Below are 24,759 nucleotides of genomic sequence, written 5' to 3'. Positions count from 1 at the left end.
TTGCGAATGCGTGTGGGATTCAGGAGGCCGCATGGCCTGTGCGCAGTGCCGTGGTCTGGCGGCACCAGTAGTTGAACGTCGCGTTGACGATCGACGGCTTCAGCAGATAGTCGTGCGCCTCTCGGGCCAGCGCGTCGTCAACGGGCGTGAGCACCCCGAAGGCAGCCTGCGCCCGAAGCTGCATGCGGGCAGCACGCTCCAGGTAGACGGCAAGGTAGGTAGCCTCTTCGATGGTGTGGCCGGCCGTCAGGTAGCCGTGATGAGCGAGCACTATCGCCCGCTTGCTGCCGAGCGCTTCGGAGATGATCACGCCCTCCTGGTCGGCAATGGGCACACCCGGCCACTCGGAAAGGAACGCACAGTCTTCGTGAAGCGGAGTCATGTCCATCTGCGAGATGACGAGCGGCTGACGCGCCGCCGCCAACGCCGACGCCCAGGGCGAATGCGTGTGGATGATCGACTGCACGTCGGGGCGGGCGCGGTACACCCAGAGGTGGAATCTGGTCGCCGGATTGGCCATGCCCGTGCCGCTCAAGGTGTTCAGGTCCTGGTCGACTTCGATGAAGTCGCTTGGCGTGGCCTCGTCGAAACCGAGGCCGAAACGCAGGGTCCAGTAGGCGCCTGGACGCTCCGAGCGGGCGCTGATCTGGCCGGCAAGGCCGGCCTCCTGCCCCGTCATCGCAAGGATCCGGCAGGCAAGGGCCAGCGTCTCCCACATGTCGCGCGGTGTGTCCTTCAGGTGCTGCGCCATCTCGCGGGTCGCGCGCTCGTCGAAATACTCCTTGGTTCGCAGGTCGTCTTTCATGCATGCCGTCCGTGGTTTGGGTTTGCGGCTGCATGAGCACCCCACGCACGTCCGCTGCCATGGGAAGTATCGAGACAGCGGCCCTCGCGAGCCATGCAGCAGACCGCATAGCACCTATGCGGCGGCGGGCCTCAGGAAGCGGCGGCGATGGCGATGGCGGCGTCGACCAGGTGCTCGACGATCGGCGGCAGCACGCGTCCTGCCTTGACGATGACGACGACCCGCCGGCGTAGCGCCGGCCGGGTAATGGCGACCTTGCGCAGGCGGTGGTCGATCAGCAGCTTGTCGGGAATCCGGCATGGCAGGATGCAGCACCCGACACCAGAGGACACGATCTCGAGCATGGCGTCGACCGTCTCGGCCTCTGCCGCTATCTGGGGAACGAGCCCGCTGCTGTGCACCATGCGCCGCAGCATGTAGTGAGAAGGAAATGCGACAAGCTTCGGCAGATGCACGGTCAGGTCGATCCGATCGCCGATGTCGCTGGCCTCCGGCACGAGCAGGCACATCTCGTCGTCGAACAGCGGCCGCGAGACCACGCCGGCCGATGCAACCGCCGAGTCGTAGACGAAGCCAACATCGGCCTTGCCGCTTTCCACGAACTCCACCACCTCGGGAGAGCTGCGCCCCAGCAGCGAGAGGTTGACGCTTTCGTGCTGGCTGACGAAGCGGGCCACGACCTCGCCCATGAAGTAGTAGCTCAGGGTGTGGATCACGGCAAGCCGCACCGTGCCCTGGGTGACGCCATCGCGCACTCGTAGCGTGTCGAGTGCAGTGTCGATGGTGCGGAATGCGCCTTCGGTCTGCTCTTTGAGCTGTCGGCCCGCCTCGGTCAGCTCGACACCTCTGCCGGTGCGGACAAACAGTGCCTTGCCCACGTGGGCTTCGAGCGCGGCGAGCTGCCGGCTCAGGCCGGATTGCGTCTGGTCCAGATCTTCAGCCGCCCGCGATAGCGATTTCAGCTGTGCAATCTGCAGAAAATAGCGAAGCTGGCGGTCGAAGGTTTCCATGTGGCCTTTGCACTCGAACGGAAAGCACCCGCTGGAGCGAGCGCCCCCGTATTGGCGCAATGCAAGGATCGGGCCGAGCAGATCTGCCTGCGAGAGCAGCCCAGGCGTCGGGATTCCCCTGATGCAATGAGCAATGCGAAGCGACTCCCTTAACCATCGGTTAAGACCGGCTAAACAAGACGCGAATTGTCGGCCTGCCTGCGAATTGTGAGGATGCGAAGCGCTGACACCAGCGTTGGATCCGAACAAAAAAGAGACAGGAGACAGCATGCACCCCAACAGCCCGGTCGGGCGCCAGTTGCGCCTGCACTGGTTCACGGCGACGACAGCAGCCGCAGCGGCCATCGCTATTTCTGCCGCGTCCGCGAATGCCCGCGTTACCCGCATCGTGATCGACAGCGTCGCGCCTCTCGCGGGGCAGTCGATTCCCTATGAGCAGATTCGCGGCCGTGCCTTCGGCGAGCTCGACCCGAACGATCCGCATAACAGCGTCATCACCGACATCAAGCTGGGGGCCGACGCAGACGGCAAGGTGCGGTACGAGACCACCTTCAATCTGGTGAAGCCGGTCGACATGAACCGTGCAAGCGGCTTTCTGTGGCACGACGTGCCCAACCGCGGCGGCGCGGGCACCATTGTTGTGGACGAGCGCGAGCTGGGCGACATTGGCCTGCGCAGCGGCTGGCAGGCGGACAACGCGGGCAACACGGGCATTCCCGCCAACCGGGCGGAGGGCACCAATCACTGGGTGGCGGCGCCCATTGCCAAGGTGAACGGCGTGGCGGTCACAGGCAAGGTGTTCGGGCGCATCGTCAACCGCAGCGGCGCAGGCTCGCAGCCGCTGATGGTGCAGACCAACCCCGTGCCCTACCTTCCGGCCACGCTGGACACGGCCAAGGCAACACTGAAGACGCACACCACGGAAACGGTCGATGGCGTTGTCACCGAAGGGCCGGCCATTGCGGCGGGCGACTGGGCGTTTGCCAAGTGCGATGCGGGCAATCCGTTTCCTGGCACGCCGATCGATATCAACCCGGCCAATGCACCCGGCAACCTGCCGGTGCACATCTGCCTGCGCAACGGCTTCGACGCCAACCTGCTGTACCAAGTGGTGTACCCGGCGCAAAACGCCTATGTATTGGGCGTGGGCATGGCGGCGTTTCGCGACGTTGGCACATTCTTTCGCTACGAGGCGGCCGATGACTTCGGCACGCGCAACCCGGTGGCCGGGCTGGTCAAGGGCACGGCGGTGCGGGGTGTCTCGCAGTCCGGAAACATGGTGCGGCAGTTCATCTTCATGGGCCTGAACCAGGACGAGCGCAATCGCAAGGTGTACAACGGGGCCTGGCCGATCATCGCGGGCCGCCGGGTGGCGGCCAACTCGCGCTGGGCCCAGCCGGACGGCGTGCTCGAGCTGTACCAGCAGGGCAGCGAAGGCCCGCAGTGGTGGGTGGAGTGGCCAGACCCGGTGCGCAAGCAACCGACCGGCAGCATCTTTTCGCGTTGCGACGCCAACGACACCTGCCCGAAGGTGATCGAGCACTTCGGGGCGGCCGAGGTGTACGCGCTGAAGCTCACGCCCGAGTGGATCGGCACGGCGGGCGATGCGGACATTCCGCTGCCGCGCAACGTTCGGCGCTACTACGTGCCGAGCTCCCACCACGGCGGCGGCGCGGGCGGCTTCACGCACATGCCCGTGGCCACGGGCACGGGCACGGGCATGGGCGCGGCCAGCACCGGCCCGAGCTGCCCCGGAAACAACTTCGGCCGTGGCACGCTGGCGGCAAACCCGGTGCCGCACACTGAAATTACCAACGTGCTGCGCCTGGCCATGCGCGACTGGGTGCTGAACGGAACACCGCCGCCGCCCAGCCGTTGGCCCACGCTGGCGGGCAAGACGCTGGTCGACGCGAACAAGAAGGCGACGGGTTTTCCGAGCGGGGTGCCCGGCATTCCGGACTCGATCTTCCTGCCGGAGAACTTTGCGTTTCCGGTGTTCGATTACGACTGGGGGCCGCAATTCAATCACGCGGAAGCCTCCGGCGTGCCCACCAACGTGCCGCCGGTCATCAAGAAGGTGATCCCGATGAAAGTGCCGAAGGTCGATGCCGACGGCAACGAGATCGACGGCGTTCCCACGGTGCTGGTGATGGCGCCGCTCGGCACTTACCTGGGGTTCAACGTCACTGCAGAGGGGTTCCATCGAGGCCAGGTGTGCAACTACGTGGGTGGCTATGTGCCGTTCGCGCGCACGCGCGCCGAGCGAACCGCCAGCGGCGACCCGCGCCTGTCGCTCGAGGAGCGCTACGGCAGCCACGAGGGCTACGTGGCCGCCGTGCGAGGCGCCGCCGAGAAGGCGTTCGCGCAGGGCTTTCTTCTGCCGGCGGACCGCGACCGGCTTATCCGGCAGGCTTCGGAGAGTGCCGTGCTCCGCTGAATGCAGCGGCGCTTTCTTCGATCATTTCGACCAGGGCGGCCGCCGGAGCGGAGAGTTCCAGGCGGCTGCGCATGGCCAGCAGCAGCACGCGTTCCATTTCGATGCCTTCAAGGCCGACCTGCACAAGGCCCAGGGCCTGGGCATAGAGCGCAGCGGCCGCGCGCGGCAAGACGGCGACGCCAAGCCCGAACGAGACCATGCGGCACATCGAATCGAAGCTGCGCACCTGCACCCGGATGCGCGGCGTGCGCTTCACCGCGTCGGCCGCCGCCATCACCTTGCGCGTGAGCGATGCGCTGCGTGCCAGGGTGACCAGGTCATGGTCGAGCACGTTCACGATGGAAGCGTTCTGCTGCCCGGCCAGCGCGTGGCCCGCCGGTACCAGCAGCACCAACTGATCGACGTTGCAGACGATGGTCTCCAGGCCTTCGTGCGGCACGTTGTCGCCAATCACCGCCAGCTCCGCCGTGCCCTTGAGCACGGCGCGAATGCCGTCTTCGCTCAAGGCGTCTTCCATGTCGATCACCACCTGCGGATGCGCCGCGCGTACTCGGCCAGCACGCTGGGCAAAAAGCCGCCGAAAGCGGAGGGGTTGGCGCACAGCCGCAGGTGGCCGGTGGCGCCCGATTGAAGATCGTCGACGGCCTGCACCAGCTGTTCGAGCCGCGCAATCACCTCGATGGCGTGCCGGTGCAGGGTCTGACCTTCGGGCGTGGCAGTGACGCCGCGCTGGCCTCGCTGGAGCAGCGCCATGCCGCAGTGCTGCTCAAGCTCGGTAATGCGCTTGCTTGCCGCCGGGAGCGAAACACCGAATCGGTCCGCGCCCGCGGTCAGGCTTCCGCCATCGACAACTGCGACAAAAAGTCGCAGAGAGATGAGATCGAAACGATTCAGGTTGATCATTGCGGGTGGATTTGACCACCCCGGCGATACGATCCGTTGAAAGAAGCGACACACACCATGCCCATGCCTCAGCAAACCGGTTTCATCTCTTCCACGCGGGCGCGCGGCGCCATGGCGGCGGCCCTTTGCGCGGCATCGCTGTTCATCGCCGGCTGCCAGGCGCAGCCTGAATTCCGCCCGCTCACCTCCGAGGCGCCGCCGCCGCCGAGCTTCGTGACCCTGCCGGCCGAAGAAGCCTGCCAGGCCGCGCAGGCACGCTACGCGCTCGGCCGGCCGCTCAACCCGCCGCTGCTCGAAGAAATGCGCACCCGCACCGGCTCCAAGTCGGCCCGCACCTCGGCGGCCGGCACGCCGCTGCCGGCACCGGCCGATCCGGCGCGGCTCAATGTCGACCTTGACCCGCAAGGCCTGGTGGTTGCCGCGCGCTGCGGCTGAGGGGCATTGACCTAATAATTTCGCAATGACGACGAAGACCAGCACCTCCACTTCCTCCGCTGCGCCCATCGCGCTGGACTGCTACTACAGCCTTTCCTCGCCCTGGGCCTACCTGGGCGGCCCTCAGCTGCAAGACATCGTGCGCCGCCACCATGTGCGACTCACGCTCAAGCCCTACGACTTTCAGGCGGTGGTGCCGCAAACCGGCGGCATTCCGCTGAAGACCCGGCCCGAGCCGCGGCGCACGTACCACGCGCTCGAACTGGCGCGCTGGCGCGACTACCTGGGCATGCCGCTCAACCTGGAGCCGGCGTACTACCCCAAGGGCGCTCCGGTCGACCCCAACTGGAACAAGTACCCGGGCTGGATGGTGATCGCCGCCCAGCTGAAGGGCCTCGACGCGCAGCCGCTCTCGCATGCGCTGCTGCGCGCGCTGTGGGCGGAAGAGCGCGACACCTCCGAAGCGGCGGTGCGCATAGCGGTGGCCGACGAAAACGGCTACGACGGCGCCTCGCTGCAGGCGCTGGAGCAGGCGGCCGAAACCCTTGCGATCTACCGCGCCAACAGCGCCGACGCCATAGAGGCCGGCGTGTTCGGCGCGCCCACGTTCATCCTGAACGGGGAGCGGTTCTGGGGGCAAGACCGGTTGGCGTTTCTGGACCGGGCTTTGGACAAGCTGCGCGCGGCACGCTGAAACAGTCTTGAATGCGGTCGCAAGCATCGGCCGCGCTGCCGGTCTTTTCTCGCCGGCTTTATCCAATTGCAAACTGACGGTTTGCAATTGATCGCACTGCATCGCCAAGAATTTCACGGTGCGGCTTCCTTCGCATCAGTATTAGCGTTCGATCTCTCGGTGCATTGGCGATTTGCCAACTGATACTCGAAGTCAGATCTCCAACGGCGTCACGTCACGTGGGGAGCGGTCGATAACGCCCAAGAAGAACGGCGTGTCTTCATGCATTTCCTGGCTTTTGATATCCCGATCCAGCCTGTCCACAACGACTGGCAGTTCGCACAGATCGTGCAAATCACCTATGACCGAATTACCAGAATCGCCTTTAGTGCGTTTGCTCGACACGCGTTACGGAAGCCTCAGCGTCCCGGCCGGGAAGAATGACCTGATCACCGATTTTCTCGAGCACTATGGAGAGTGGGCGTCGCTTGAAGTGGAGTACCTTGCGTCCTTACTGCCTCCGAAGGCGCGGGTGCTGGACGTCGGCGCCTATGTGGGCACTTTCGGATTGGGTATTGCGCAATCAGCAGATGCGGCATTCGTCGCAATGGTCGAGGGTAATCCTGCCATCGCGCCGCACCTGTTGGCGAATGCGTCGCGCAACCTGAGTTGCACATACGAAGTGCTGAACGCGCTCGTCGTCAACTCGAATGCGCCTCCCGTCGGCACGGGATGGGCCGACGTGGACAATGCAGGATCGGCATCGTTCGGAGAACAAGCCAGCGGCACGGTACCTATTCCGCTGCCCGACACGACAATCAGCTTTCGAGCGCTCGTGGAGCGTTTTGGTCCTCTTGACCTTATCAAGCTCGATGTCGAAGGGATGGAGGCACAGCTGCTCGCCGATCATCCTTTTTTGCTGCATGACAAGTCCGTCCTGCTTTGGCTCGAGTGCAACGAGGCTCGCAGCTCTCTCACCCTGGCGCAAATGCTGATCGATGCGGGTCGGCCGGTCACTTACTTTGCATGGCCGTCGCACAATCCGGATAACCATCGGGGCGTTCAACGAAAAATGTTCCCGTTTGCCTACGAAGCGGGTCTTCTGCTCGGCGCGCAAGCCACGCCCCTGACGCCGCAGCAGCAGCGCGCCGGGTGCCTGATCAGGAGCATTCATACAGTCGAGGACCTAAGAGAGGCGCTGTGGCTCACGCCACGGTGGGCTCCGAGGGAGTGGGATGTGCTCGACCGCAATGAGATCGCCGCAATTGCAACGCACCTTTGGCTAGGAAAAAAGCGGGAGAGCTTCCTGGCCGAGGCCGTACCGTTGAACGGAGGCAGCCCGGAAGAGGCCACGGCCAGGCAGGTGAGTGCGACTCAGGACAAGAACGCTCGCCTGATCGCATTCAGAGACGCCAGGGTCGCCCAGCTCGAAAGTAAATTGGCTGCACTCGTCAGCCAGAACCTCGAAATGGAGCGGGCGGAAAGTTCGGCTGTTGCTGCTGCCAATACCAACGAATTGCTCGCTCGCGGAATGACCGAAAAGTTGCGCGCGCAGCATGAATTGCATCAAGAGCAGGTCGCCGCGCTGGTGGCGCAACTCGAAGAATCCCAGGTACTGCACGAACGGCACGGTACTGCGCTTGCAAAGCAGGTTGCCGTGCTGCTCGAGCAGAACGAAAACCTTTCGAATGCCTTGTATGGCATTCGGAGCAGCCTGACGTGGCGAATCGCTTCCCGGTTTTCCCGCCTGGCCGGCCATATCCCTCTCCTCAAACGGGTCGCCAAGGGGCTGCTGCGTCGCAAGCTGGCTGGGGCAGAGTCATGACCGAGCCCAACGAACACGAGCTCGGCACCATCGTGCCGTTTTTCGATCGTGGCTACTATCTGTCGCGATATCCTGATGTTGCGTCGGCGAATGTCGACCCGGTCTGGCACTACTGCGCGATCGGTTGGAAGGAGGGCCGGGACCCGTCCGCGGCATTTGACACGAGCTATTACCTGCGCGAGAACCGGGATGTCGCGGCAGCTGGCATCAACCCATTCGTCCACTACATCGGAAGCGGGCGGAACGAAGATCGCAAACCCGTACCAGAGATGGCCGGTATGCGCAGGCAACTCCTGAATGCGTGGAGCGCTGCCGCCGATCGCTTTGGCGCCGAACGCGGTGAACCTGTGCTGGGCGTGTCGCGCGAACTTGATGTCCATACCCTCGTCGCAGCGCTCACCTCGAGTGCAAAAAATCGAGAATTCGTCATCTCTGTCAGTCACGACGACTACGTACTCAGCGTTGGCGGCATACAGAACATCATCGGCGACGAGCTCGCGGAATTCCGCAACAGAGGCATAGGCTACCTGCACCTGTGTTCGGCCCGCCCGATTCGATGGCTTGCCGATGCGTCGAGCGGCGATGATTTCGTCTTTGCGCTGCGCCTGGATGGCGAAGCGCTGGGTCGCGCCAACGGCGCGACACTGCAGCAGGCGTTGAAGCGCCTTGGAGCAAATGGTTCGCGAGGCATGTGGGTGATCCACCACCTCATGAGCCATTCGCCCGAACTGATCGAGAAGTTGATCGGGGCCAACAGCGCGCGGCAGCCGCTTTTCTGGACACACGATTACTTTGCCCTGTGTCCGAGCTACACGCTGCTGCGAAATGACACCAGCTATTGCGGCGCACCGCCGGTGAGTTCGGCGGCATGCGAGATCTGCGCTTACGGAAAGGAGCGGCCGGTTCACCAAGAGCGCATCCAGGCGTTCCTGCGTGCGGTCCGCCCGTCGCTCGTGGCACCCTCGCAGTCCGCCTTGGAACTGTGGTGCCGTGCGGGAGGGGTCGAGGTGCCTCATAAGCATGTGCTGCAGCCTGCCAGGCTGGCGCAGTCGGACCGAATGTGGGCCGAAGCTTCCAGACCGCGTTTGCGCATTGGCTACCTGGGCTCGCAGGTTTTTCACAAGGGCTGGGACATCTACCAGCGCTTGGCGGAGGCTTTTCAAACTGACGAACGGTATGAATTCTTCCAACTAGGAACACCCGGTGCCACTCCGTCGTTCATCCATCACATACCGGTCAAGGTCGGAGCATCGGGACGTGACGCCATGGTGCACGCAATAGCCAGACAAGATATCGATGTGGTCGTCTGCTGGAGCATCTGGCCCGAGACCTTTTGCTTTACTGCGCACGAGGCGATGGCTGGCGGCGCTTTCGTGGTGGCCAGACGCGGCCAGGGCCATGTGAATGCGGCCATCCATGCGCATGCGCCGGCGGCCTCGCGCAATGTCGACGACGAAGAAGAGTTGCAACGCTACTTCCGCAGCGGAGAGGCCCTGATCGATGTCGCACGGTCGTCGCGACGGCATGGTTGCCTGGTGCCGTCTCAGGGAAGCGCGGAGTTGTTGTATCCTGTCTTTGAAGGAGAGGTTCAAGCATGAGAGTCGCTTGTTTCACGAGTGCTTCCTTCAGTTATCTCGACCGGGCGAGAGTGCTTTTCGAGACCGTCAGGAGATTTCATCCCGAATGGGAGAACTGGTTTTGTCTGGTCGATGAAGAGCCAGCGAATTTCGTGTTCGACATCGACGCCGAAGACATCGATCGGGTCGTGAAGCTGGACGAATTGGGTGTCAAAGAGCCTCTCGCGTGGGCTTTCGAGCACGATGTCGTCGAACTGTGCACGGCTGTAAAGGGCGCGATGCTGTGCCACATGCTCGAACAGGGCATCGACAAGGTCATCTACCTCGATCCCGACATCGCCTTGTTCGGATCGCTCGACGAAGTGCTGAAGCTGCTCGACGAGCACAGCGCGGTGCTCACGCCGCACCAGATCGATCCCGACACGGAGCGCTCAGCTATCTTGGACAACGAGATCGGGTCGCTGAAGTACGGCATCTTCAACCTGGGCTTTGTTGCGGTGCGCAACAACGCGCCGGGCAGGACCTTCGCGCGTTGGTGGCGCGACCGCTTGCTGGAGTTCTGCTTCGACGACATCGAGAACGGTTTGTTCACCGATCAGAAGTGGTGCAACCACGCGCCTGTCTTCTTTCCCGAAATTGCCATATTGCGGCACCGCGGCTACAACGTGGCGAGCTGGAATCTCAGTCAGCGTCCCATCCGAATTTCACCGGACGGCAGGATCACCGCTGGCGGCGACCCGTTGAAGTTTTTTCACTTCACCAAAGTGACGCATGTCGGTGAAACTATGCTAGCCCGATACGCAGGAGGGCGTCCGGAAGTGTTCGAACTGATGCACTGGTACAAAAGCCGCCTAAAGGCCCATTCCGCAAAGGGGGTTCCGCCGGGATGGTGGCACTACGGAACCTACTCCGACGGCAGGCCGATCTCGAAAGAGGATCGCACCGCTTACCGGCAATTGCGGCTGCAGCAGAAGCACCTGGCCAATCCGTTCGCGGCCTGACCCTGCATGCGACATGCGGTAAACCCGTGGATTGGTGCTCCCGATCTGGGCTACGCGCAACCCGAGGGCTTGCTGCAGTTCAAGTCGAGTGTTTTGCCAGGAACGACTGCCACGCCTTTTGCTTTCCGCCTGGAAGGCTCCCGGTAAAAAATGCCGCGTGCCGATCGCGGTCTCGCGGCTGTATCGGGTTTACCGGCTCCGGCTCGTCAGGTGCGGTGCCGGTGGCGATAATCCCCCGATGCGAATCCGCTTTACCAAGATGCAGGGAGCCGGCAACGATTTTGTCGTGCTCGACGAAACGCGCGGCACGCTGGGCCTCACGGCCGCGCAATACCGCTTTCTGGCCGACCGCCACTTCGGCGTGGGCGCCGACCAGATCCTTACGGTGCGGCGCCCCTCCAAGGACGCGGGCAAAGACATCGACTTTCAGTACGTGATCCACAACGCCGATGGCGGCGAGGTGGAGCAGTGCGGCAACGGCGCGCGCTGCTTCATGCGCTTTGTGCGGGAGCACCAGCTGACCGACAAGGACATGGTGCGCGTCGAAACGCTGGCCGGCATCATCGAGCCGCGCATGAGCGAAGACGGACGCGTGACGGTGGACATGGGCCCGCCCATCTTCGAGCCGGCCCGCGTGCCCTTCGACACCGCGGGGCTCGACCCGCAGCCCACGGGCGCTTGGCACACCTGGCACCTGGCGCTTGGCACGCACGCCGATTCGGCCATTGTCTCGGTGGCTGTGCTGTCGATGGGCAACCCGCATGCGGTGCAGGTGGTCGACAACGTCGACACGGCGCCAGTGGAGCGGCAGGGCTCGCAAATCGAGCACCACCCGCGCTTTCCGCAGCGGGTGAATGCCGGCTTCATGCAGGTGATCGACCGCACGAACGTCAAGCTGCGGGTGTTCGAGCGCGGCGCCGGCGAAACGCTGGCCTGCGGCACCGGCGCGTGCGCGGCGGTAGTGGCGGGCATCCGGCTGGGCCTGCTCGACAGCCGGGTCGACGTGCAAACGCACGGCGGCGTGCTCACCATCGGCTGGGAGGGCGAGGGCAACCCGGTGCTCATGACCGGGCCGGCCACCACGGTTTTCGAGGGAGACATCGAGGTGCCCGAGCTGCCATGACCAACTTCAGAAACAACAAAGACGACGCCATGAACCCGATCACCGAAGACGACATCGCCAACTACCTGGCGAACACGCCCGACTTTTTCGAGCGGCACGCACAGTTGCTGGCGCAGGTGCAGCTCACCAGCCCGCACGGCAACCGCGCCGTGAGCCTGCAGGAGCGCCAAGCCGAGATGCTGCGCGAAAAGATCAAGGCGCTGGAGCATCGCCTGATGGACATGGTGCGCCACGGCACTGAAAACGTGGTTATTGCCGACCGCCTGCAGCGCTGGACCAAGGGCCTCTTGACCACGCGCGACCCGCGCAGCCTGCCGTACCGCATTGCGGTCGACCTGCAGTCGCTGTTTTTGGTGCCGCAAACCGCCATCAAGGTGTGGGACTGCGGCGCCGACTACCTCAACGAGGCCTACGCCCAATGGGTGAGTGACGACGTGAAGGCGCTGGCCACCTCGCTCACGTCGCCTTACTGCGGACTCAACTCGGGCTTCGAGGCGGCCAACTGGCTGCCCGAGCCGGCCGGCGCCATGTCGATTGCGCTGATTCCGCTGCGCCCCGATGCCGAGTCGCCGGCCTTCGGCCTTTTGGTGCTGGCCTCGCCGGACGCACAGCGCTTCAACGCCGAAATGGGCACCGACTTTCTCGAGCGCATCGCCGAACTGGCCTCGGGCGCGCTGTCGCGGCTGCGGCCTTGAGCGGGCGGCACCGGTCCTGGCGGGCCGTGCGGCCCGTGCTGTGGACGGTGCTGCTTGGCGGGTTGCTCGCGTACCTGGCCATTGCGGCCATTATTTGGCGGCGCGCGGCCGAAACGCTCGACAACCCGCCCCAGCGCGCGGCCGATGCCGCGCTGATCCTCGGCAATCGCGCCTACCTGCGGGGCAAGCCCAACCCGTGCCTGACTGGGCGGGTCGACGCCGGCATTGCGCTGGCCAACGCGGGCCGCGTGAAGCAGCTGGTGCTCTCGGGCGGTGTCGACAAGGAAGACGGCCGCATCGAAGCCGAGGTCATGCGGCAGCATGCGCGCGCCGAAGGCTATGCCGGCCCGCTGCTGCTGGAGCCGGCTTCCACCTCCACCCGGCTGAATCTTGCGTTGTCGCGCCCCCTGCTGCAGGCGGCGGGCATTCGCAGCGTGATCGTGGTGTCGGAGCCCTATCACCTGTGGCGCGTGGAGCGGCTGGTGCGGGCCGCCGGATTCGACAAGGACTTCGACGTGCAGTACGCCGCTGCCAGCACGCGCTGCTGGCAGCGCTGGGGCATGGTTTTCAAAGGCGCATTGCGCGAGCCTTTGGCTGTCGTGAACAATGCGTTCAATGGCTACCTCCACTGAGACGACCGGCACGCGCTGGGTAGAAAAATACCTGGAGCACGTGCGCGTGGAACGCCGGCTGGCGGCGCGCACGGTCGAGCTGTACGCCATTCACCTGCAGGCGCTCTCGGCCAATGCGGCCGAGGCCGGCCTTGCGCTGGACCGCGTTCAAACCGCGCACATCCGGCGCTGGATGGCGCAGCTGCACAGCGCCGGCCGCGAGCCGCGCGGCATTGCGCTGGTGCTCTCTTGCTGGCGCAGCTTCTACCGCTGGCTCGGCAACGAGGGGCTGGTGGGCTTCAACCCCGTGCAGGACGTGCATGCGCCCAAGGCCGCGAGGCCGCTGCCCAAGGCGCTGGCGGTCGACGACGCGGTGCGGCTCGCCGAGACCTACGACCCCGAGGCCGATCCGTGGACCGAGGCCCGCGACGGCGCCATCGTCGAAGTGCTCTACGGCTGCGGCCTGCGCGTGAGCGAGCTCACCGGCCTGGATGCGCGCGCCAGCAACACGGCCCTTGGCTGGGTCGACCTGGACGCGATGGAAGCCAACGTGCTCGGCAAGGGCAGCAAGCGGCGCATCGTGCCGCTGGGCAGCAAGGCGGCCGAGGCGCTGCGCGACTGGCTTGCGGTGCGCGGCGATTGCCCGGCGCTGGCCACGGCCGGCCTGCGGGATCCGGCGGGCGCCGCGGCGCTTTTCATCAACAGCAAGGGCTTGCGGATGTCTTCGCACGCGGTGTGGAAGCTGCTGCGCGAGCGCAGCCTCAAAGCCGGCCTTGCGGCGCCGGTGCATCCGCACATGCTGCGGCATTCGTTTGCGAGCCACGTGCTGCAATCGAGCAGCGACCTGCGCGCTGTGCAAGAGCTGCTCGGCCACGCCAACATTGCCACCACGCAGATCTATACCCGGCTGGATTTTCAGCACCTGGCCAAGGCCTACGACGCGGCCCACCCGCGCGCGCAGGCCCGGCCCGAAGGCACGAGTACGCAGGCACGCGCTGAAGCAAGTGCCCGCGCCAAGCCCAAAAAAGACGACACCCACAAATAATGAAAACCCTCCGCCTCAAGCCCGGCAAAGAGCGCTCGCTGCAGCGCCGCCACCCCTGGATCTTCGAATCCGCCATTGCACGCGGCGGCGCCGATTCGGGCGAAACGGTGCGGGTCGAATCGCATGACGGCGCCTTCTTGGCGTGGGCCGCGTTCAGTCCGGTTTCCAAGATCCGCGCGCGGGCCTGGAGCTTTGTCGAAACGCAGCGCATCGATGCAGCCTTTCTGGCCTCGGTGTGCGCCCGTGCCGCGGCCGCCAGGGGCCTTTTCGACCTGCAGAGCGACGGTGTGCGGCTAATCCACGGCGAGGCCGACGGGCTGCCGGGCCTTATCGTCGACCGCTACGGAGACACGCTGGTGGCGCAGTTCCTGTCGGCCGGCGTCGAGCGCTGGAAGGCCGCCATCGCCGACGCGCTGCTCGAGGCGACCGGGCTGCACAAGCTTTATGAGCGTTCCGACGCCAGCGGGCGCGAGCGCGAGGGCCTGAAGCCCGTCACGGGCTGGCTGCGCGGGGAGGGCGCCACCGAAATAACGATTCGCGAGCATGGCTGGAAGCTTTCGCTCGACATTGCGACCGGCCACAAGACCGGTTTTTACCTCGACCAGCGCGACAGCCGCCAGCGGTTTGCCGAGCTGGCGCAGCACCGGCGCTTCAGGCGCGTGCTCAACTGCTTTTGCTACACCGGCGGCTTTACCGTGGCGGCGCTTGCGGGGCTGCAGGCCGCGGGCGCCATGGATGGGGCGGAGCTGGTGTCGGTGGATTCGTCGCAGCCAGCGCTCGACAAGGCGCGGGCCAACCTGGCGCTGAACGGCTTCGGCGGCGAGGGTTCGGGCGTAAAAGCCGAGTTTCTGGACGCCAACGTCAACACCGTGCTGCGCGAGTTCATCGAACAGGGCCGCACCTTCGACGCCATCGTGCTCGACCCGCCCAAGTTTGCACCCACCGCGGCCCATGCCGATCGCGCGGCCCGCGCCTACAAGGACATCAACCGCCTTGCGCTCAAGCTGCTGGAGCCCGGCGGCGTGCTGCTGACTTTTTCATGCTCGGGCGGCATCAGCGCCGATCTTTTTCACAAGATCGTGGCTTCGGCGGGTATCGACGCGCAAGTAGACGGTTACATCAGCGAACGCCTTGGCGCGGCGCCTGACCACCCGATGACCATCGAGTTCCCGGAGGGCGAATACCTCAAGGGCCTGGTGGTGGTGAAAAAGCCAGCTTGACCCCGCGCCAACGCAACTGAGTGGCATTGGCTAAACTGCCTGTCCAGTTTTTCTTCTTCCCAGTTTTCCGCTTTCGGAGCACACCATGGCCCTTATTCCCGCCACAATCCTCACCGGCTTTCTAGGCTCGGGCAAGACCACGCTGCTCAAGCGCATCCTGACGGAGGCCCACGGCCAGAAGATCGCGGTGATCGAGAACGAGTTTGGCGAAGAGAACATCGACAGCGACATTCTCGTGACCGAATCGAAAGAGCAGATCGTGCAGATGAGCAACGGCTGCGTCTGCTGCACCATTCGCGAAGACCTGCGCGAAGCCCTGCAACTGCTGGCCGCCAAGAAGCGGCAGGGCCTGCTCGACTTTGACCGCGTAGTGATCGAGACCACCGGCCTGGCCGACCCCGGCCCCGTGGCGCAGACCTTCTTCATGGACGACGAAATTGCCGAGAGCTATTTGCTCGACTCGATCCTGACGCTGGTCGATGCCAAGCATGCGCCGCAGCAGCTCAACGACCGCCAGGAAGCGCGCCGCCAGGTGGGCTTTGCCGACCAGATCTTCATCAGCAAGAGCGAGCTGGTGTCGGCCGAAGAAACCGAGGCGCTGATTCACCGCCTGAAGCACATGAACCCGCGCGCGCCGCAGCAAAAGGCGCATTTCGGCGATGTGCCGCTGAAAGACATTTTCGACCTGCGCGGCTTCAACCTGAACGCCAAGCTCGACATCGATCCGGACTTCCTGAAGGAAGACGACCACGATCATCACGACCATGACCACGCGCATGGCGAGCATTGCGACCACCCCTCGCACAAGCACGAAGGGCATGGCCACCATCACCACACGAACGACGACGTGAAGAGCTTCGTCTACAAGGCCGACCGCCCCTTCGACCCGGCCAAGCTGGAGGATTTTCTGGGCGCTATCGTCAACATCTACGGCCCGCGCATGCTGCGCTACAAGGGCGTGCTGAGCATGAAGGGCACCGAGCGCAAGGTGATTTTCCAGGGCGTGCACCAGCTGATGGGCAGCGACCTGGGCCCCGAGTGGGGCAAGGACGAAGCGCGCCAGAGCCGCATGGTGTTCATCGGCATCGAGCTGCCGCGCGAGATTCTGGAGCAGGGGCTCGAGCAGTGCCTGGTGTAACGGCGCGCTGCCGGCACTGAGCCCTGCCAAATAAAAAAGGCGCTGCCCCGAGGGGCAGCGCCTTTTTTTGTTGAGCCGAGGCTTACTTGCCGGCCATGCCGCCCAGCGGCTTGCCGTTGACCTTCAGGTTGCCTTCGCTGTATTCGACCTGGCTCGTGATGTCGGTGCCGTCGCGCTTGACGAAGCCCATGCCTTCGCCTTGCTCGACCAGGCCCGCCACCATTTCAGGCGGCGGCAGCTGGCCGCTCTCGGCGCCGGTGGCGGCAATCTGCTCCAGCCATTGCATCGGCAGCCGCACACTGGCCTTGAGCACGCCGCGCTTCATCAGGAGCGCCATGCCGGGTTCCTTCAGGTCTTCGTCGGTCACGCCGACCAGGCCGGCCGTGTAGCTGATTTCGCCGCGCTTGCCGCCGATTTCGACCAGCATCTTGTCCAGCCCGAGCTCGGGGTTGTACTTGGCCATGGCCTTGAGGTCCGGGGCGAGCTGGTCCATCAGCGCCTGCATGGCGGCCTGGGAGGCTTTGCCGCCGCCCTTGCCGCAGCCGTTGATGGCGGCCGACTGCATCCAGGCGTCGGCCAGCTTCTTGTAGCCGGCCGCGTGAATGCGGCGTCCGCCGCTGGTCATCTCGAACTTGTCGATCTTCGTTTCGCCGACCTTGCCGGTGCCCTTGATGGTGCCGATCGATTCGTAGAGGCCGTCCTTGATGTTGGCATCGGCAATCATGTCGATGTTCTGCAGCAGCACGGCGGGCAGGGGCTTGCCGCTGCCGCTGGCGCCCAGGCCCTTGGGCGCCGAGAACTCGAAGCTGTCGAGCCGGGCTTCGGTCTTGCCCGTGGCAAGAATCCAGCCTTCGCTCTTGTTCATGTCGGCCTTGCCGGCCAGCTTGCCCATTTTCAGGGTCACGCCGGTGCGCGTGTCGGTCAGGTCCAGGCCGGGCATTGCCAGGCTGTAGTTCACCTGGGTACGGGCGCCGTTCATCTCGGCGCGCATTTGTGCGCCTTGCCAGGTGAACTGTCCCTTGCCTTCTTCGGCCAGCTTGATCGGCGCCACCGTCAGGTCGGTTGCGTAGCCGCCGTTGAACGCCACCTTGGTGTGGGCGGTCAGGGGCTTGGCCTTGCCGAAGAGCTTTTCGGCTTCGGCCTGGGCCTTCACGTCGAGCACCAGTTCGCTGTCGATGGTGGCCGCGGCCAGCGTGCCGCCGGCAATCGGGCCGTGGCGAATGGTGTCGCGCACGGTAATGCGTACGGGCTTGAACGGCGTGCTCTCGGCATCGGCTTCTTCGTCGTCCTCTTCGCCCGGCTCGGCGGGCTTGGCGACGGCGGGCACCTGCGCGGCGGCCGTATCGGCGGCGCAACCGAACTCGAAGGTCACGGTGCTGACCGCACCGAAGAATCCGCTTTCGTATTTGCGATCGATCACGCGCACGAGCGCGGTCTGCTTCGGCAACTCCTCCAGGGCGGCTTCGTAGCTGGACTTGACTTTGGAGCCCGCCCACCACGTGCTGCCACCATAGGCAACGGCGATGGCTGCGGCCAGCGTGCCCAAAACTGCTTTTTTGCTCAAGATTTCTTCTCTTTTGTATGAATGATCGGATCGATCCGCTGGGCCGCTTGGGCTCGGCAGGTCTTGTTGCCCCCTCCGGCAACGCCGGGGATGCTAACGGACGTAAGCGGTTTGCAGGTACATCTCCCTTCTGTTTTGAGTTCTCTATACAATCGCGCGCCTGTTCCGGCAGCCACGCTTTCGTTTTAAGAGCGAGATGTGGCTTACGGCAGGGGGCGCCGCAAGTTTCTGGCGGGCTTTCGGGGGTATAACCCCGGGGTTCGTCGCTGCGAGCACTCCGACAATGTGGAGCCCGGGGCCTCAATCCCGCAGTGGTTCCCTTGGGAGGAGACACCCAGTGAAAGCGCGTTCCAGTTCGTTCAAGGAGCCAGTCACCGTGAAGAAACCCGCCGCCAAGGCAATGCCAGCAACCAAGTCCGCCGCCACCAAAGCGGTGGCTGCAAAGCCGGCTGTACCCGCGGCAAAAAAGATTTCTTCCGCTGCAAAGGCCCCGGCCACGAAAGAAAAAAGCGCTCCAAAGAAGCCAGCAACGCCAACGGCCAAGGCCGCGACCGTTGCAAAGAAGCCCGTCAAGCCTGCAAAGTCTGCTGCGCCGCCGGAGGCATCCGCCCCGGCCAGGAGTGCAACCAAAACTGCAGATGCGGGTCTACCGCCATCCAAAACTGTCGGCCGCACTGCTGCCGTTACTTCTGCCCCTCCGATACCAATGAAAAAAACGGCTGCCGCCTCTTCTTCCGCCACGGCGACACCTTCGATGCCCGCTCAGACCGCCGCACCCGCCCCCGCGCGAGGTGGCCGCGTGTCCCGGCTGTCGCAGCTGACCGTGCCTTCCATGCCGCAATCGGTGGCTTCCACCGCTGCCAAGTCCTCCTTCTCGCAGGCGCCCTCCAACGCGCTGGTGCCGCCGCCTCCCGTGGCGGTCAAGAAAGACCCGAAGCTCGCCAACAACTGGAAAGCCAAGTCGGCTGCCGAGTTGACCGACGCCGAAGTCATCGCCATGCCCGACTCCGAGTACATGAATGAAAAGCAGATGGCGTTCTTCCGCCTGAAGCTGGTCGAGCTCAAGCGCGGCATTCTCGAAAACGCCGGTGAAACCACCGAGCACCTGCGCGAAGACACCGTGGTGGTGCCCGATCCGGCCGACCGCGCCACCATCGAGGAAGAGCACGCACTCGAGCTGCGCACGCGCGACCGCGAGCGCAAGCTGCTCAAGAAGATCGAGCAGTCGATCCAGCGCATCGACGCCGGCGACTACGGCTACTGCGACGAAACCGGCGAACCCATCGGCGTCGGCCGCCTGCTGGCCCGCCCCACGGCCACGCTGTCGCTCGAAGCGCAGCAGCGCCGCGAACTCAAGCAGAAGATGTTCGGGGACTGAGCGGAAAGACAAAAAAGCCCAGTTCGCCTCGAAATTCCTGTAGATGGCTAAGGAAGAAACGAGCCGCCTCCTTTCCAAGGTGGCGAAGTTCGTCCGCAATCCGCTGAAGGATTGGTCGGAGCTGAATGCGGCCGCCGATTCCACGCTGCCCGACCAGGCCTACAGCCGGGAAATGCTCAAGGAAATGATCGAGCGGCGCCAGCGCAACGACTTTGTGCGCCGGCGCGAGTTCGACATGCTCCGCAAGCTGCGGCAACGCGAAGCGGCCGCCCATGCCTTCGAAGGCACGGTCACGCCGTCGTCCTTCAACCTGAACACCACCACGGAAAAGTCCGAGGGACGCGCGCTCACGCTCAAGAAGATCGACGAGATCGAAGAGCAGATGTCGCAGCAGTGGTGGAAGGGCCGCGGCCCCAACGGCGAGGTGCTGGCCAATGCGCCGCCTGAAGCCGGCGCCGAGACGTTGCCCCCGCCCATGGACGAGGCCGAAGTGGCCAGCTTGCTCGCGGCACCCACTTTCAGGGCCGCGCCTGCTGCGCCGGCCTCTGCCGCCGCCGCCGAGACTCCTGTTCCGGCCCACGCGGCCGCTCCCTTTTCGGCCAGCATTCCGGGCAGCGCGGCGGTCGACGACACCTCGTTGCTCACCGCGCGGCTCGCGCGCGACAGCGCGCTCGAAGAAGCCGTGATCCGTTTTGCGCATGGCGACGACACGGGCGCCGAGGCGATTTTTCTGCAGGCCCTGGCCTCCGAGAGTGCCGGCGCCGAGGGCGACCACGCCGCCGCCGAGCGCGACGAGACGCGCTGGCGCGCCTTGTTCGACCTGTATCGCGCCACCGGCGACGCGACCCGGTTTGCCGCCGCCCGCATGCGCTACGCACAGCGCATGAAGCGCATGGGGCCCGACTGGGTTCCACTCGACGAACTGGCGCGCGACGTGCAGGCGGTAGCCGCCAGCGAGCACGCCGAACTGGCTTCGGCGGCTGCCGACTGGACCAGCCCCGCTCGCCTGTCGCGCGATGGGCTGGTCAACCTCACGCGTGCGTTGTCGCAGGCCGGCCCGATCTGGACGCTCGACTGGCGCGCGCTGACCGCCGTCGAGGCCGATGCCGTCTCTCCATTGCGCGTGCTGTTCACCCATTGGGCGAATTCGCCGGTCAAGCTGCGCTTCATCGGCTCGGCCAAACTGCTTGCCGTGCTGGCCGAGGCCACGCCCAACAACGAGCGCAGCACCGAAGACGTGTGGTGGCAGTTGCACCTGGCAACGCTGCGCATGATGAACCTGCCGGACGACTTCGAGCTGGTGGCGCTCAACTACTGCATTACCTACGAGGTGTCGCCGCCTGCGTGGCAAGACCCGAATGGCGAATGCACCACGATCGAGGCGCCGGAAGGGAGCCGCTCGGGCGCCGGCTCCGTGTGGTCGCTGTTATCCGTCAACGGCGAATCGGACAGCTTTCCTTCCACCGACAGCGGCTTTGCCGCCTTGGCCGGCGACCTGCGCGGCGAGGCGCATTCGAGCCTGCAGCGGCTGGACGTCGACCTGCGCAACACCACCGCCCCGGTCATTTCGTGTGCGGCGCTGCTGCGCATGGACCTTGCCGCCGCCGGCACGCTGCTGAGTTGGGTGCGCGCTCGCGACGCCCAGGGCGAGCGAGTCCAGTTCGTGGACGCCCACCGCCTGATTGCGGCGCTGTTCGACCTGGTGGGCATTGCCGACCACGCCACGGTAGCGGTTCGTAAGAACTGACTCCGGCCGGTCGACTTGCGCCGGACGGGGTTGCATTGCCCCGCGGCATCCCCAGATGGCTTCGATGGAACAGTTTCACGGCACCACCATCGTGAGCGTGCGCCGCAAGACCCCCCAGGGCGACCAAGTCGCCATTGGCGGGGACGGGCAGGTCACTCTCGGCAATATCGTCATCAAGGGCACGGCGCGCAAGGTGCGGCGGCTCTATCACGGCAAGGTGCTGGCTGGCTTTGCCGGCGCCACGGCCGACGCCTTCACGCTCTTCGAGCGCTTCGAGGCCAAGCTTGAAAAGCACCAGGGCCACCTGACCCGCGCCGCGGTAGAGCTCACCAAGGACTGGCGCACCGATCGCGTGCTGCGCAAGCTGGAGGCCATGCTGGCCGTAGCCGACGCCACCACCTCGCTCATCATCACCGGCAACGGCGACGTGCTGGAGCCTGAAGACGGCGTCATCGCCATCGGCTCGGGCGGTGCGTATGCGCAGTCGGCCGCCAAGGCGCTGATCGACAACACGGACCTGACGGCTGAGCAAATTGTGCGCAAATCGCTCGCGATAGCCGGCGAAATCTGCATTTACACGAACATGAACCACACGGTGGAAGCGCTCTGACCATGTCCATGACCCCGCAGGAAATCGTTTCCGAGCTCGACAACCACATCGTCGGGCAACCGGCCGCCAAGCGCGCCGTGGCCATTGCGCTGCGCAACCGCTGGCGCCGCCAGCAGGTCGAAGAAAAGCTTCGCACCGAGATCACGCCGAAGAACATCCTCATGATCGGCCCCACGGGCGTGGGCAAGACCGAAATTGCGCGCCGCCTCGCGCGGCTGGCCGATGCGCCCTTCATCAAGGTGGAAGCGACCAAGTTCACCGAGGTGGGCTATGTGGGCAAGGACGTCGATTCGATCATTCGCGACCTGGCCGAAATCGCCGTCAAGCAGACGCGCGAAGCCGAAAGCGCCAAGGTGCGCGCCCGCGCTGAAGACGCCGCCGAGGAACGCATCCTCGACGTGCTGCTGCCGCCCGCGCGTGGCAGCGACGGCGCCGCGCCGGCGCTGGATGGGCCCAACCCCACCCGGCAGGCCTTCCGCAAGAAGCTGCGCGAGCACCAGCTCGACGACAAGGAGATCGAGCTCGACCTTGCCGAGACCCGCGCTCCGCTAGAGATCATGGGCCCGGCGGGCATGGAGGAAATGACCGAGCAGCTGCGCGGCATGTTCGGCCAGCTCGGCGGCGGCAAGCGCAAGACGCGCAAGCTCAAGATCGCCGAGGCCATGCGCCTGCTGATCGACGAAGAGGCCGCCAAGCTGGTTAACGAAGACGAAATTCGCACCCAGGCCATCACCAATGCCGAGCAGAACGGCATCGTCTTCATCGACGAGATCGACAAGGTCGCCACGCGCAGCGAAGCCCAGGGCTCCGACGTGTCGCGCCAGGGCGTGCAGCGCGACCTGCTGCCGCTGGTCGAGGGCACGGCCGTGACCACCAAGTACGGCGTGGTGCGCACCGACCACATGCTCTTCATTGCGAGCGGCGCCTTTCACCTGAGCAAGCCGAGCGACCTGATTCCCGAGCTGCAGGGGCGCTTTCCGATCCGCGTCGAGCTGCAGTCGCTCTCGGTGGCGGACTTCGAAAGCATCCTCACGCAAACGCGCGCTTCGCTCGTGAAGCAGTACCAGGCGCTGCTTGCCACCGAAGGCGTCACGCTCGAGTTCACGCCGGAGGGTGTCAACCGCCTGGCGGCCATTGCATTCGAAGTGAACGAGCGCACCGAGAACATCGGCGCGCGCCGTTTGTCGACCGTGATGGAACGGCTGCTCGATGAGGTAAGCTTCGATGCCACCCGCATCGGCGGACAGACCATCCGCATCGATGCCGCTTACGTCGACGAGCGCCTTGCGGCACTAAGTCACGACGAAGACCTTTCGCGCTTCATCCTCTGAAGCCCGCTTTGCAGCCCCTGTTACGGGGTTGCGCTTCACGCATTACATTCATTGCGTGAGCTAAGTACTTCTTTTTCAACGAAATTCGCCGATTTCCAGGTTTGGAAATCGGCGCTAAGTCGTTGATTCCATTACAAAAAATACCACCAACGACCAGTTGCGCGTGAAGTGTTTCCTGCTACAGTGCAAAAAAGTGCAGTTAAGTGGGAAAAAGTGCGGATGGCGCCCCTTTCGGGTGCCGCGGCCTTCCCAACACAAAGGTCCTGGTCGTGTTTCAAGGCGCTTCATCGCTCAGTCTCGATGCCAAGGGGCGGCTCTCCGTGCCGACCCGGCATCGTGACGTCCTGAGCGCGACGGCGAACGGCCAGCTCACCATCACCAAGCACCCGCACGGGTGCCTCATGGTGTTCCCGCGTCCCGAGTGGGAGAAATTCCGCGAGCGCATCGCCGCATTGCCGATGTCGGCACAGTGGTGGAAGCGCGTTTTCCTCGGCAACGCCATGGACGTCGAGATGGACGGCACCGGCCGTATCCTCGTGTCGCCCGAACTGCGTGCGGCCACCGGCATCACGCGCGAGACGCTGTTGTTGGGCATGGGCAACCATTTCGAGCTCTGGGACAAGGCCACCTACGAGGCCAAGGAGGCCGAGGCCACCCAGGGCGAGATGCCCGATGTGTTTCAGGACTTCGCGTTCTGAGGGCTTGTGTGAACACTCCATGGATTCATACAACCGTGATGCTGAACGAAGCGGTGGAAGCCCTTCTTTCCGGCAGCACCGCGGCGACCGGCACCTACGTGGACGCGACGTTCGGGCGCGGAGGGCATTCGCGCGCCATTCTCGCGAGGCTGGCTCCGGAAGGCAGGCTGATCGCATTCGACAAGGATGCGGAAGCGGTGGCCGAAGCAGCGCGCATCTCGGATGCGCGTTTTTCCATCCGGCACCAGGGATTCCGTTCGCTGGGTGAATTGCCCGATGCCAGCGTTGCGGGTGTGCTGATGGACCTGGGCGTGAGTTCGCCGCAAATCGACAACCCGGTGCGCGGTTTCAGTTTTCGTTTCGACGGCCCGCTCGACATGCGCATGGACACCACGCGCGGCGAGAGCGTGGCCGAATGGCTGGCAACAGCCGAACTTCAGCAGATTGCAGAGGTGATCCGTGACTATGGCGAAGAACGGTTTGCTGTTCAGATTGCAAAGGCGATTGTTGCTCGCAGACAAGAACGGGGCGCAATTTCAACCACCACCGAACTGGCCGAGCTCGTGGCTGGCACGGTCAAAACCCGCGAGCAGGGCCAGAACCCTGCAACGCGCACATTTCAGGCTTTTCGGATTTTCATCAACGCCGAGCTTGAAGAGCTGCAACAGGCGCTAGAGGCGAGCCTGTCGGTGCTGCAGCCCGGCGGCCGGCTCGCGGTGATCAGCTTCCACTCGCTGGAAGACCGCATCGTGAAGCAGTTCATCGCCAAGCACTCCAAGGAGGTGTACGACCGGCGTGCGCCTTTCGCGGCGCCCAAGGTAATGAAGCTCAATGCGCTGGAGCGCATCAAGCCCTCGGCCGAAGAGGTGAGCGGCAACCCGCGCTCGCGCAGCGCCATCCTGCGCGTGGCCGAGCGCACCGGGGCCAACTGAT

The 24,759-nt window shown here is 64.7% G+C and carries 24 protein-coding genes; 18 read left to right on the top strand and 6 right to left on the bottom strand.

What is annotated here, in order from left to right; all coding sequences use genetic code 11:
- Positions 1 to 19: 19 nt before the first annotated feature.
- Complete coding sequence (locus V9L20_RS16465; RefSeq protein WP_337297406.1) at positions 20 to 805, bottom strand: aldolase; 786 nt, start codon at positions 803 to 805, stop codon at positions 20 to 22.
- Positions 806 to 936: 131 nt separating this feature from the next.
- On the bottom strand, positions 937 to 1,815 hold the full coding sequence (locus V9L20_RS16460; protein WP_337297405.1) for a LysR family transcriptional regulator: 879 nt from the start codon (positions 1,813 to 1,815) through the stop codon (positions 937 to 939).
- A 268-nt stretch (positions 1,816 to 2,083) separates the two neighbouring features.
- Here V9L20_RS16460 and V9L20_RS16455 point away from each other — a divergent pair, with 268 nt between their 5' ends.
- On the top strand, positions 2,084 to 4,252 hold the full coding sequence (locus V9L20_RS16455; protein WP_337297404.1) for an alpha/beta hydrolase domain-containing protein: 2,169 nt from the start codon (positions 2,084 to 2,086) through the stop codon (positions 4,250 to 4,252).
- On the opposite strand, the gene V9L20_RS16450 is transcribed toward V9L20_RS16455, so the two are convergent.
- Both V9L20_RS16450 and V9L20_RS16445 read right to left on the bottom strand, forming a co-directional pair.
- Positions 4,215 to 4,769 (bottom strand): LysR substrate-binding domain-containing protein, encoded by a 555-nt coding sequence (locus V9L20_RS16450; RefSeq protein WP_337297403.1) that lies wholly within the window; start codon positions 4,767 to 4,769, stop codon positions 4,215 to 4,217. The genes V9L20_RS16455 and V9L20_RS16450 overlap by 38 nt on opposite strands.
- Positions 4,770 to 4,774: 5 nt before the next feature.
- Positions 4,775 to 5,155 carry a LysR family transcriptional regulator gene (locus tag V9L20_RS16445; protein ID WP_337297402.1) on the bottom strand — a complete coding sequence of 127 codons (381 nt, stop codon included), beginning with the start codon at positions 5,153 to 5,155 and terminating at the stop codon, positions 4,775 to 4,777.
- A 57-nt stretch (positions 5,156 to 5,212) separates the two neighbouring features.
- Here V9L20_RS16445 and V9L20_RS16440 point away from each other — a divergent pair, with 57 nt between their 5' ends.
- From V9L20_RS16440 to V9L20_RS16390, 11 genes are all read left to right on the top strand, one after another.
- Positions 5,213 to 5,590 carry an I78 family peptidase inhibitor gene (locus V9L20_RS16440; RefSeq protein ID WP_337297401.1) on the top strand — a complete coding sequence of 126 codons (378 nt, stop codon included), beginning with the start codon at positions 5,213 to 5,215 and terminating at the stop codon, positions 5,588 to 5,590.
- Between the two features lie 25 nt (positions 5,591 to 5,615).
- Positions 5,616 to 6,284: a 2-hydroxychromene-2-carboxylate isomerase gene (locus V9L20_RS16435; protein WP_337297400.1), complete on the top strand. Its 669-nt coding sequence runs from the start codon at positions 5,616 to 5,618 to the stop codon at positions 6,282 to 6,284.
- Positions 6,285 to 6,624: 340 nt separating this feature from the next.
- The gene (locus V9L20_RS16430) at positions 6,625 to 8,088 is read left to right on the top strand and encodes an FkbM family methyltransferase (protein ID WP_337297399.1); all 1,464 of its coding nucleotides are present in this window, start codon (positions 6,625 to 6,627) and stop codon (positions 8,086 to 8,088) included.
- Positions 8,085 to 9,686, top strand: coding sequence for a hypothetical protein (locus tag V9L20_RS16425; RefSeq protein ID WP_337297398.1), 1,602 nt, complete (start codon positions 8,085 to 8,087; stop codon positions 9,684 to 9,686). The genes V9L20_RS16430 and V9L20_RS16425 overlap by 4 nt, the downstream gene beginning before the upstream one ends.
- Complete coding sequence (locus V9L20_RS16420) at positions 9,683 to 10,666, top strand: glycosyltransferase (RefSeq protein WP_337297397.1); 984 nt, start codon at positions 9,683 to 9,685, stop codon at positions 10,664 to 10,666. The genes V9L20_RS16425 and V9L20_RS16420 overlap by 4 nt, the downstream gene beginning before the upstream one ends.
- 238 nt (positions 10,667 to 10,904) lie before the next feature.
- On the top strand, positions 10,905 to 11,789 hold the full coding sequence (gene dapF, locus V9L20_RS16415; RefSeq protein ID WP_337297396.1) for a diaminopimelate epimerase: 885 nt from the start codon (positions 10,905 to 10,907) through the stop codon (positions 11,787 to 11,789).
- A complete protein-coding gene (locus V9L20_RS16410) occupies positions 11,786 to 12,484 on the top strand; it encodes a DUF484 family protein (protein ID WP_157612032.1) in 699 nt (232 codons plus the stop codon). The genes dapF and V9L20_RS16410 overlap by 4 nt, the downstream gene beginning before the upstream one ends.
- 26 nt (positions 12,485 to 12,510) lie before the next feature.
- Entirely contained in the window at positions 12,511 to 13,116 is a 606-nt protein-coding gene (locus V9L20_RS16405) for a YdcF family protein (protein WP_337297395.1), read from the top strand.
- Positions 13,100 to 14,140, top strand: a complete 1,041-nt coding sequence (locus V9L20_RS16400; protein ID WP_337297394.1) for a tyrosine recombinase XerC — start codon at positions 13,100 to 13,102, stop codon at positions 14,138 to 14,140. Before V9L20_RS16405 ends, V9L20_RS16400 begins: the two co-directional genes overlap by 17 nt.
- Positions 14,140 to 15,360, top strand: a complete 1,221-nt coding sequence (locus V9L20_RS16395; RefSeq protein WP_337297393.1) for a class I SAM-dependent rRNA methyltransferase — start codon at positions 14,140 to 14,142, stop codon at positions 15,358 to 15,360. Before V9L20_RS16400 ends, V9L20_RS16395 begins: the two co-directional genes overlap by 1 nt.
- Positions 15,361 to 15,445: 85 nt before the next feature.
- Positions 15,446 to 16,498 (top strand): CobW family GTP-binding protein, encoded by a 1,053-nt coding sequence (locus tag V9L20_RS16390; RefSeq protein WP_337297392.1) that lies wholly within the window; start codon positions 15,446 to 15,448, stop codon positions 16,496 to 16,498.
- An 82-nt stretch (positions 16,499 to 16,580) separates the two neighbouring features.
- Here V9L20_RS16390 and V9L20_RS16385 read toward each other — a convergent pair whose 3' ends face one another.
- Complete coding sequence (locus V9L20_RS16385) at positions 16,581 to 18,062, bottom strand: YdgA family protein (RefSeq protein ID WP_337297391.1); 1,482 nt, start codon at positions 18,060 to 18,062, stop codon at positions 16,581 to 16,583.
- Between the two features lie 300 nt (positions 18,063 to 18,362).
- Positions 18,363 to 18,803, bottom strand: coding sequence for a hypothetical protein (locus V9L20_RS16380; RefSeq protein ID WP_337297390.1), 441 nt, complete (start codon positions 18,801 to 18,803; stop codon positions 18,363 to 18,365).
- A 13-nt stretch (positions 18,804 to 18,816) separates the two neighbouring features.
- On the opposite strand from V9L20_RS16380, the gene dksA reads away from it, so the two are divergent.
- The 6 genes from dksA (at position 18,817) to rsmH (ending at position 24,758) form a co-directional block, all read left to right on the top strand.
- Positions 18,817 to 19,440 (top strand): RNA polymerase-binding protein DksA, encoded by a 624-nt coding sequence (dksA, locus tag V9L20_RS16375; protein ID WP_012746056.1) that lies wholly within the window; start codon positions 18,817 to 18,819, stop codon positions 19,438 to 19,440.
- 43 nt (positions 19,441 to 19,483) lie between these two features.
- Positions 19,484 to 21,187 (top strand): STAS domain-containing protein, encoded by a 1,704-nt coding sequence (locus V9L20_RS16370; RefSeq protein ID WP_337297389.1) that lies wholly within the window; start codon positions 19,484 to 19,486, stop codon positions 21,185 to 21,187.
- A gap of 64 nt (positions 21,188 to 21,251) precedes the next feature.
- The gene (gene hslV, locus V9L20_RS16365; protein ID WP_026283873.1) at positions 21,252 to 21,797 is read left to right on the top strand and encodes an ATP-dependent protease subunit HslV; all 546 of its coding nucleotides are present in this window, start codon (positions 21,252 to 21,254) and stop codon (positions 21,795 to 21,797) included.
- Between the two features lie 2 nt (positions 21,798 to 21,799).
- On the top strand, positions 21,800 to 23,128 hold the full coding sequence (gene hslU, locus V9L20_RS16360; protein ID WP_258504035.1) for an ATP-dependent protease ATPase subunit HslU: 1,329 nt from the start codon (positions 21,800 to 21,802) through the stop codon (positions 23,126 to 23,128).
- Positions 23,129 to 23,397: 269 nt separating this feature from the next.
- Positions 23,398 to 23,826, top strand: a complete 429-nt coding sequence (mraZ, locus tag V9L20_RS16355) for a division/cell wall cluster transcriptional repressor MraZ (RefSeq protein ID WP_126747920.1) — start codon at positions 23,398 to 23,400, stop codon at positions 23,824 to 23,826.
- Positions 23,827 to 23,834: 8 nt separating this feature from the next.
- A complete protein-coding gene (rsmH, locus tag V9L20_RS16350) occupies positions 23,835 to 24,758 on the top strand; it encodes a 16S rRNA (cytosine(1402)-N(4))-methyltransferase RsmH (protein ID WP_337297388.1) in 924 nt (307 codons plus the stop codon).
- The last annotated feature ends 1 nt before the right edge of the window (position 24,759 follow it).

Origin of the sequence: Variovorax sp. CCNWLW225 (assembly GCF_037204045.1) — a bacterium.
Taxonomy (GTDB): Bacteria; Pseudomonadota; Gammaproteobacteria; order Burkholderiales; family Burkholderiaceae_C; genus Variovorax.
The sequence above is the reverse complement of the archived record's forward strand: the minus strand, read 5'-3'. Positions and strand labels throughout refer to the sequence as shown.

Excerpts from the sequence above, each read along its gene's own strand:
- V9L20_RS16455 (WP_337297404.1), top strand. The coding sequence starts at position 2,084 with ATGCACCCCAACAGCCCGGTCGGGCGCCAGTTGCGCCTGCACTGGTTC.
- V9L20_RS16440 (WP_337297401.1), top strand. The coding sequence starts at position 5,213 with ATGCCCATGCCTCAGCAAACCGGTTTCATCTCTTCCACGCGGGCGCGC.
- V9L20_RS16435 (WP_337297400.1), top strand. The coding sequence starts at position 5,616 with ATGACGACGAAGACCAGCACCTCCACTTCCTCCGCTGCGCCCATCGCG.
- V9L20_RS16445 (WP_337297402.1), bottom strand. The coding sequence starts at position 5,155 with ATGATCAACCTGAATCGTTTCGATCTCATCTCTCTGCGACTTTTTGTC.
- V9L20_RS16425 (WP_337297398.1), top strand. The coding sequence starts at position 8,085 with ATGACCGAGCCCAACGAACACGAGCTCGGCACCATCGTGCCGTTTTTC.
- V9L20_RS16395 (WP_337297393.1), top strand. The coding sequence starts at position 14,140 with ATGAAAACCCTCCGCCTCAAGCCCGGCAAAGAGCGCTCGCTGCAGCGC.
- V9L20_RS16400 (WP_337297394.1), top strand. The coding sequence starts at position 13,100 with ATGGCTACCTCCACTGAGACGACCGGCACGCGCTGGGTAGAAAAATAC.
- V9L20_RS16420 (WP_337297397.1), top strand. The coding sequence starts at position 9,683 with ATGAGAGTCGCTTGTTTCACGAGTGCTTCCTTCAGTTATCTCGACCGG.
- V9L20_RS16390 (WP_337297392.1), top strand. The coding sequence starts at position 15,446 with ATGGCCCTTATTCCCGCCACAATCCTCACCGGCTTTCTAGGCTCGGGC.
- dksA (WP_012746056.1), top strand. The coding sequence starts at position 18,817 with ATGCCCGCTCAGACCGCCGCACCCGCCCCCGCGCGAGGTGGCCGCGTG.
- V9L20_RS16370 (WP_337297389.1), top strand. The coding sequence starts at position 19,484 with ATGGCTAAGGAAGAAACGAGCCGCCTCCTTTCCAAGGTGGCGAAGTTC.
- V9L20_RS16450 (WP_337297403.1), bottom strand. The coding sequence starts at position 4,769 with ATGGAAGACGCCTTGAGCGAAGACGGCATTCGCGCCGTGCTCAAGGGC.
- V9L20_RS16410 (WP_157612032.1), top strand. The coding sequence starts at position 11,786 with ATGACCAACTTCAGAAACAACAAAGACGACGCCATGAACCCGATCACC.
- hslV (WP_026283873.1), top strand. The coding sequence starts at position 21,252 with ATGGAACAGTTTCACGGCACCACCATCGTGAGCGTGCGCCGCAAGACC.
- V9L20_RS16465 (WP_337297406.1), bottom strand. The coding sequence starts at position 805 with ATGAAAGACGACCTGCGAACCAAGGAGTATTTCGACGAGCGCGCGACC.
- hslU (WP_258504035.1), top strand. The coding sequence starts at position 21,800 with ATGTCCATGACCCCGCAGGAAATCGTTTCCGAGCTCGACAACCACATC.
- dapF (WP_337297396.1), top strand. The coding sequence starts at position 10,905 with ATGCGAATCCGCTTTACCAAGATGCAGGGAGCCGGCAACGATTTTGTC.
- V9L20_RS16460 (WP_337297405.1), bottom strand. The coding sequence starts at position 1,815 with ATGGAAACCTTCGACCGCCAGCTTCGCTATTTTCTGCAGATTGCACAG.
- V9L20_RS16430 (WP_337297399.1), top strand. The coding sequence starts at position 6,625 with ATGACCGAATTACCAGAATCGCCTTTAGTGCGTTTGCTCGACACGCGT.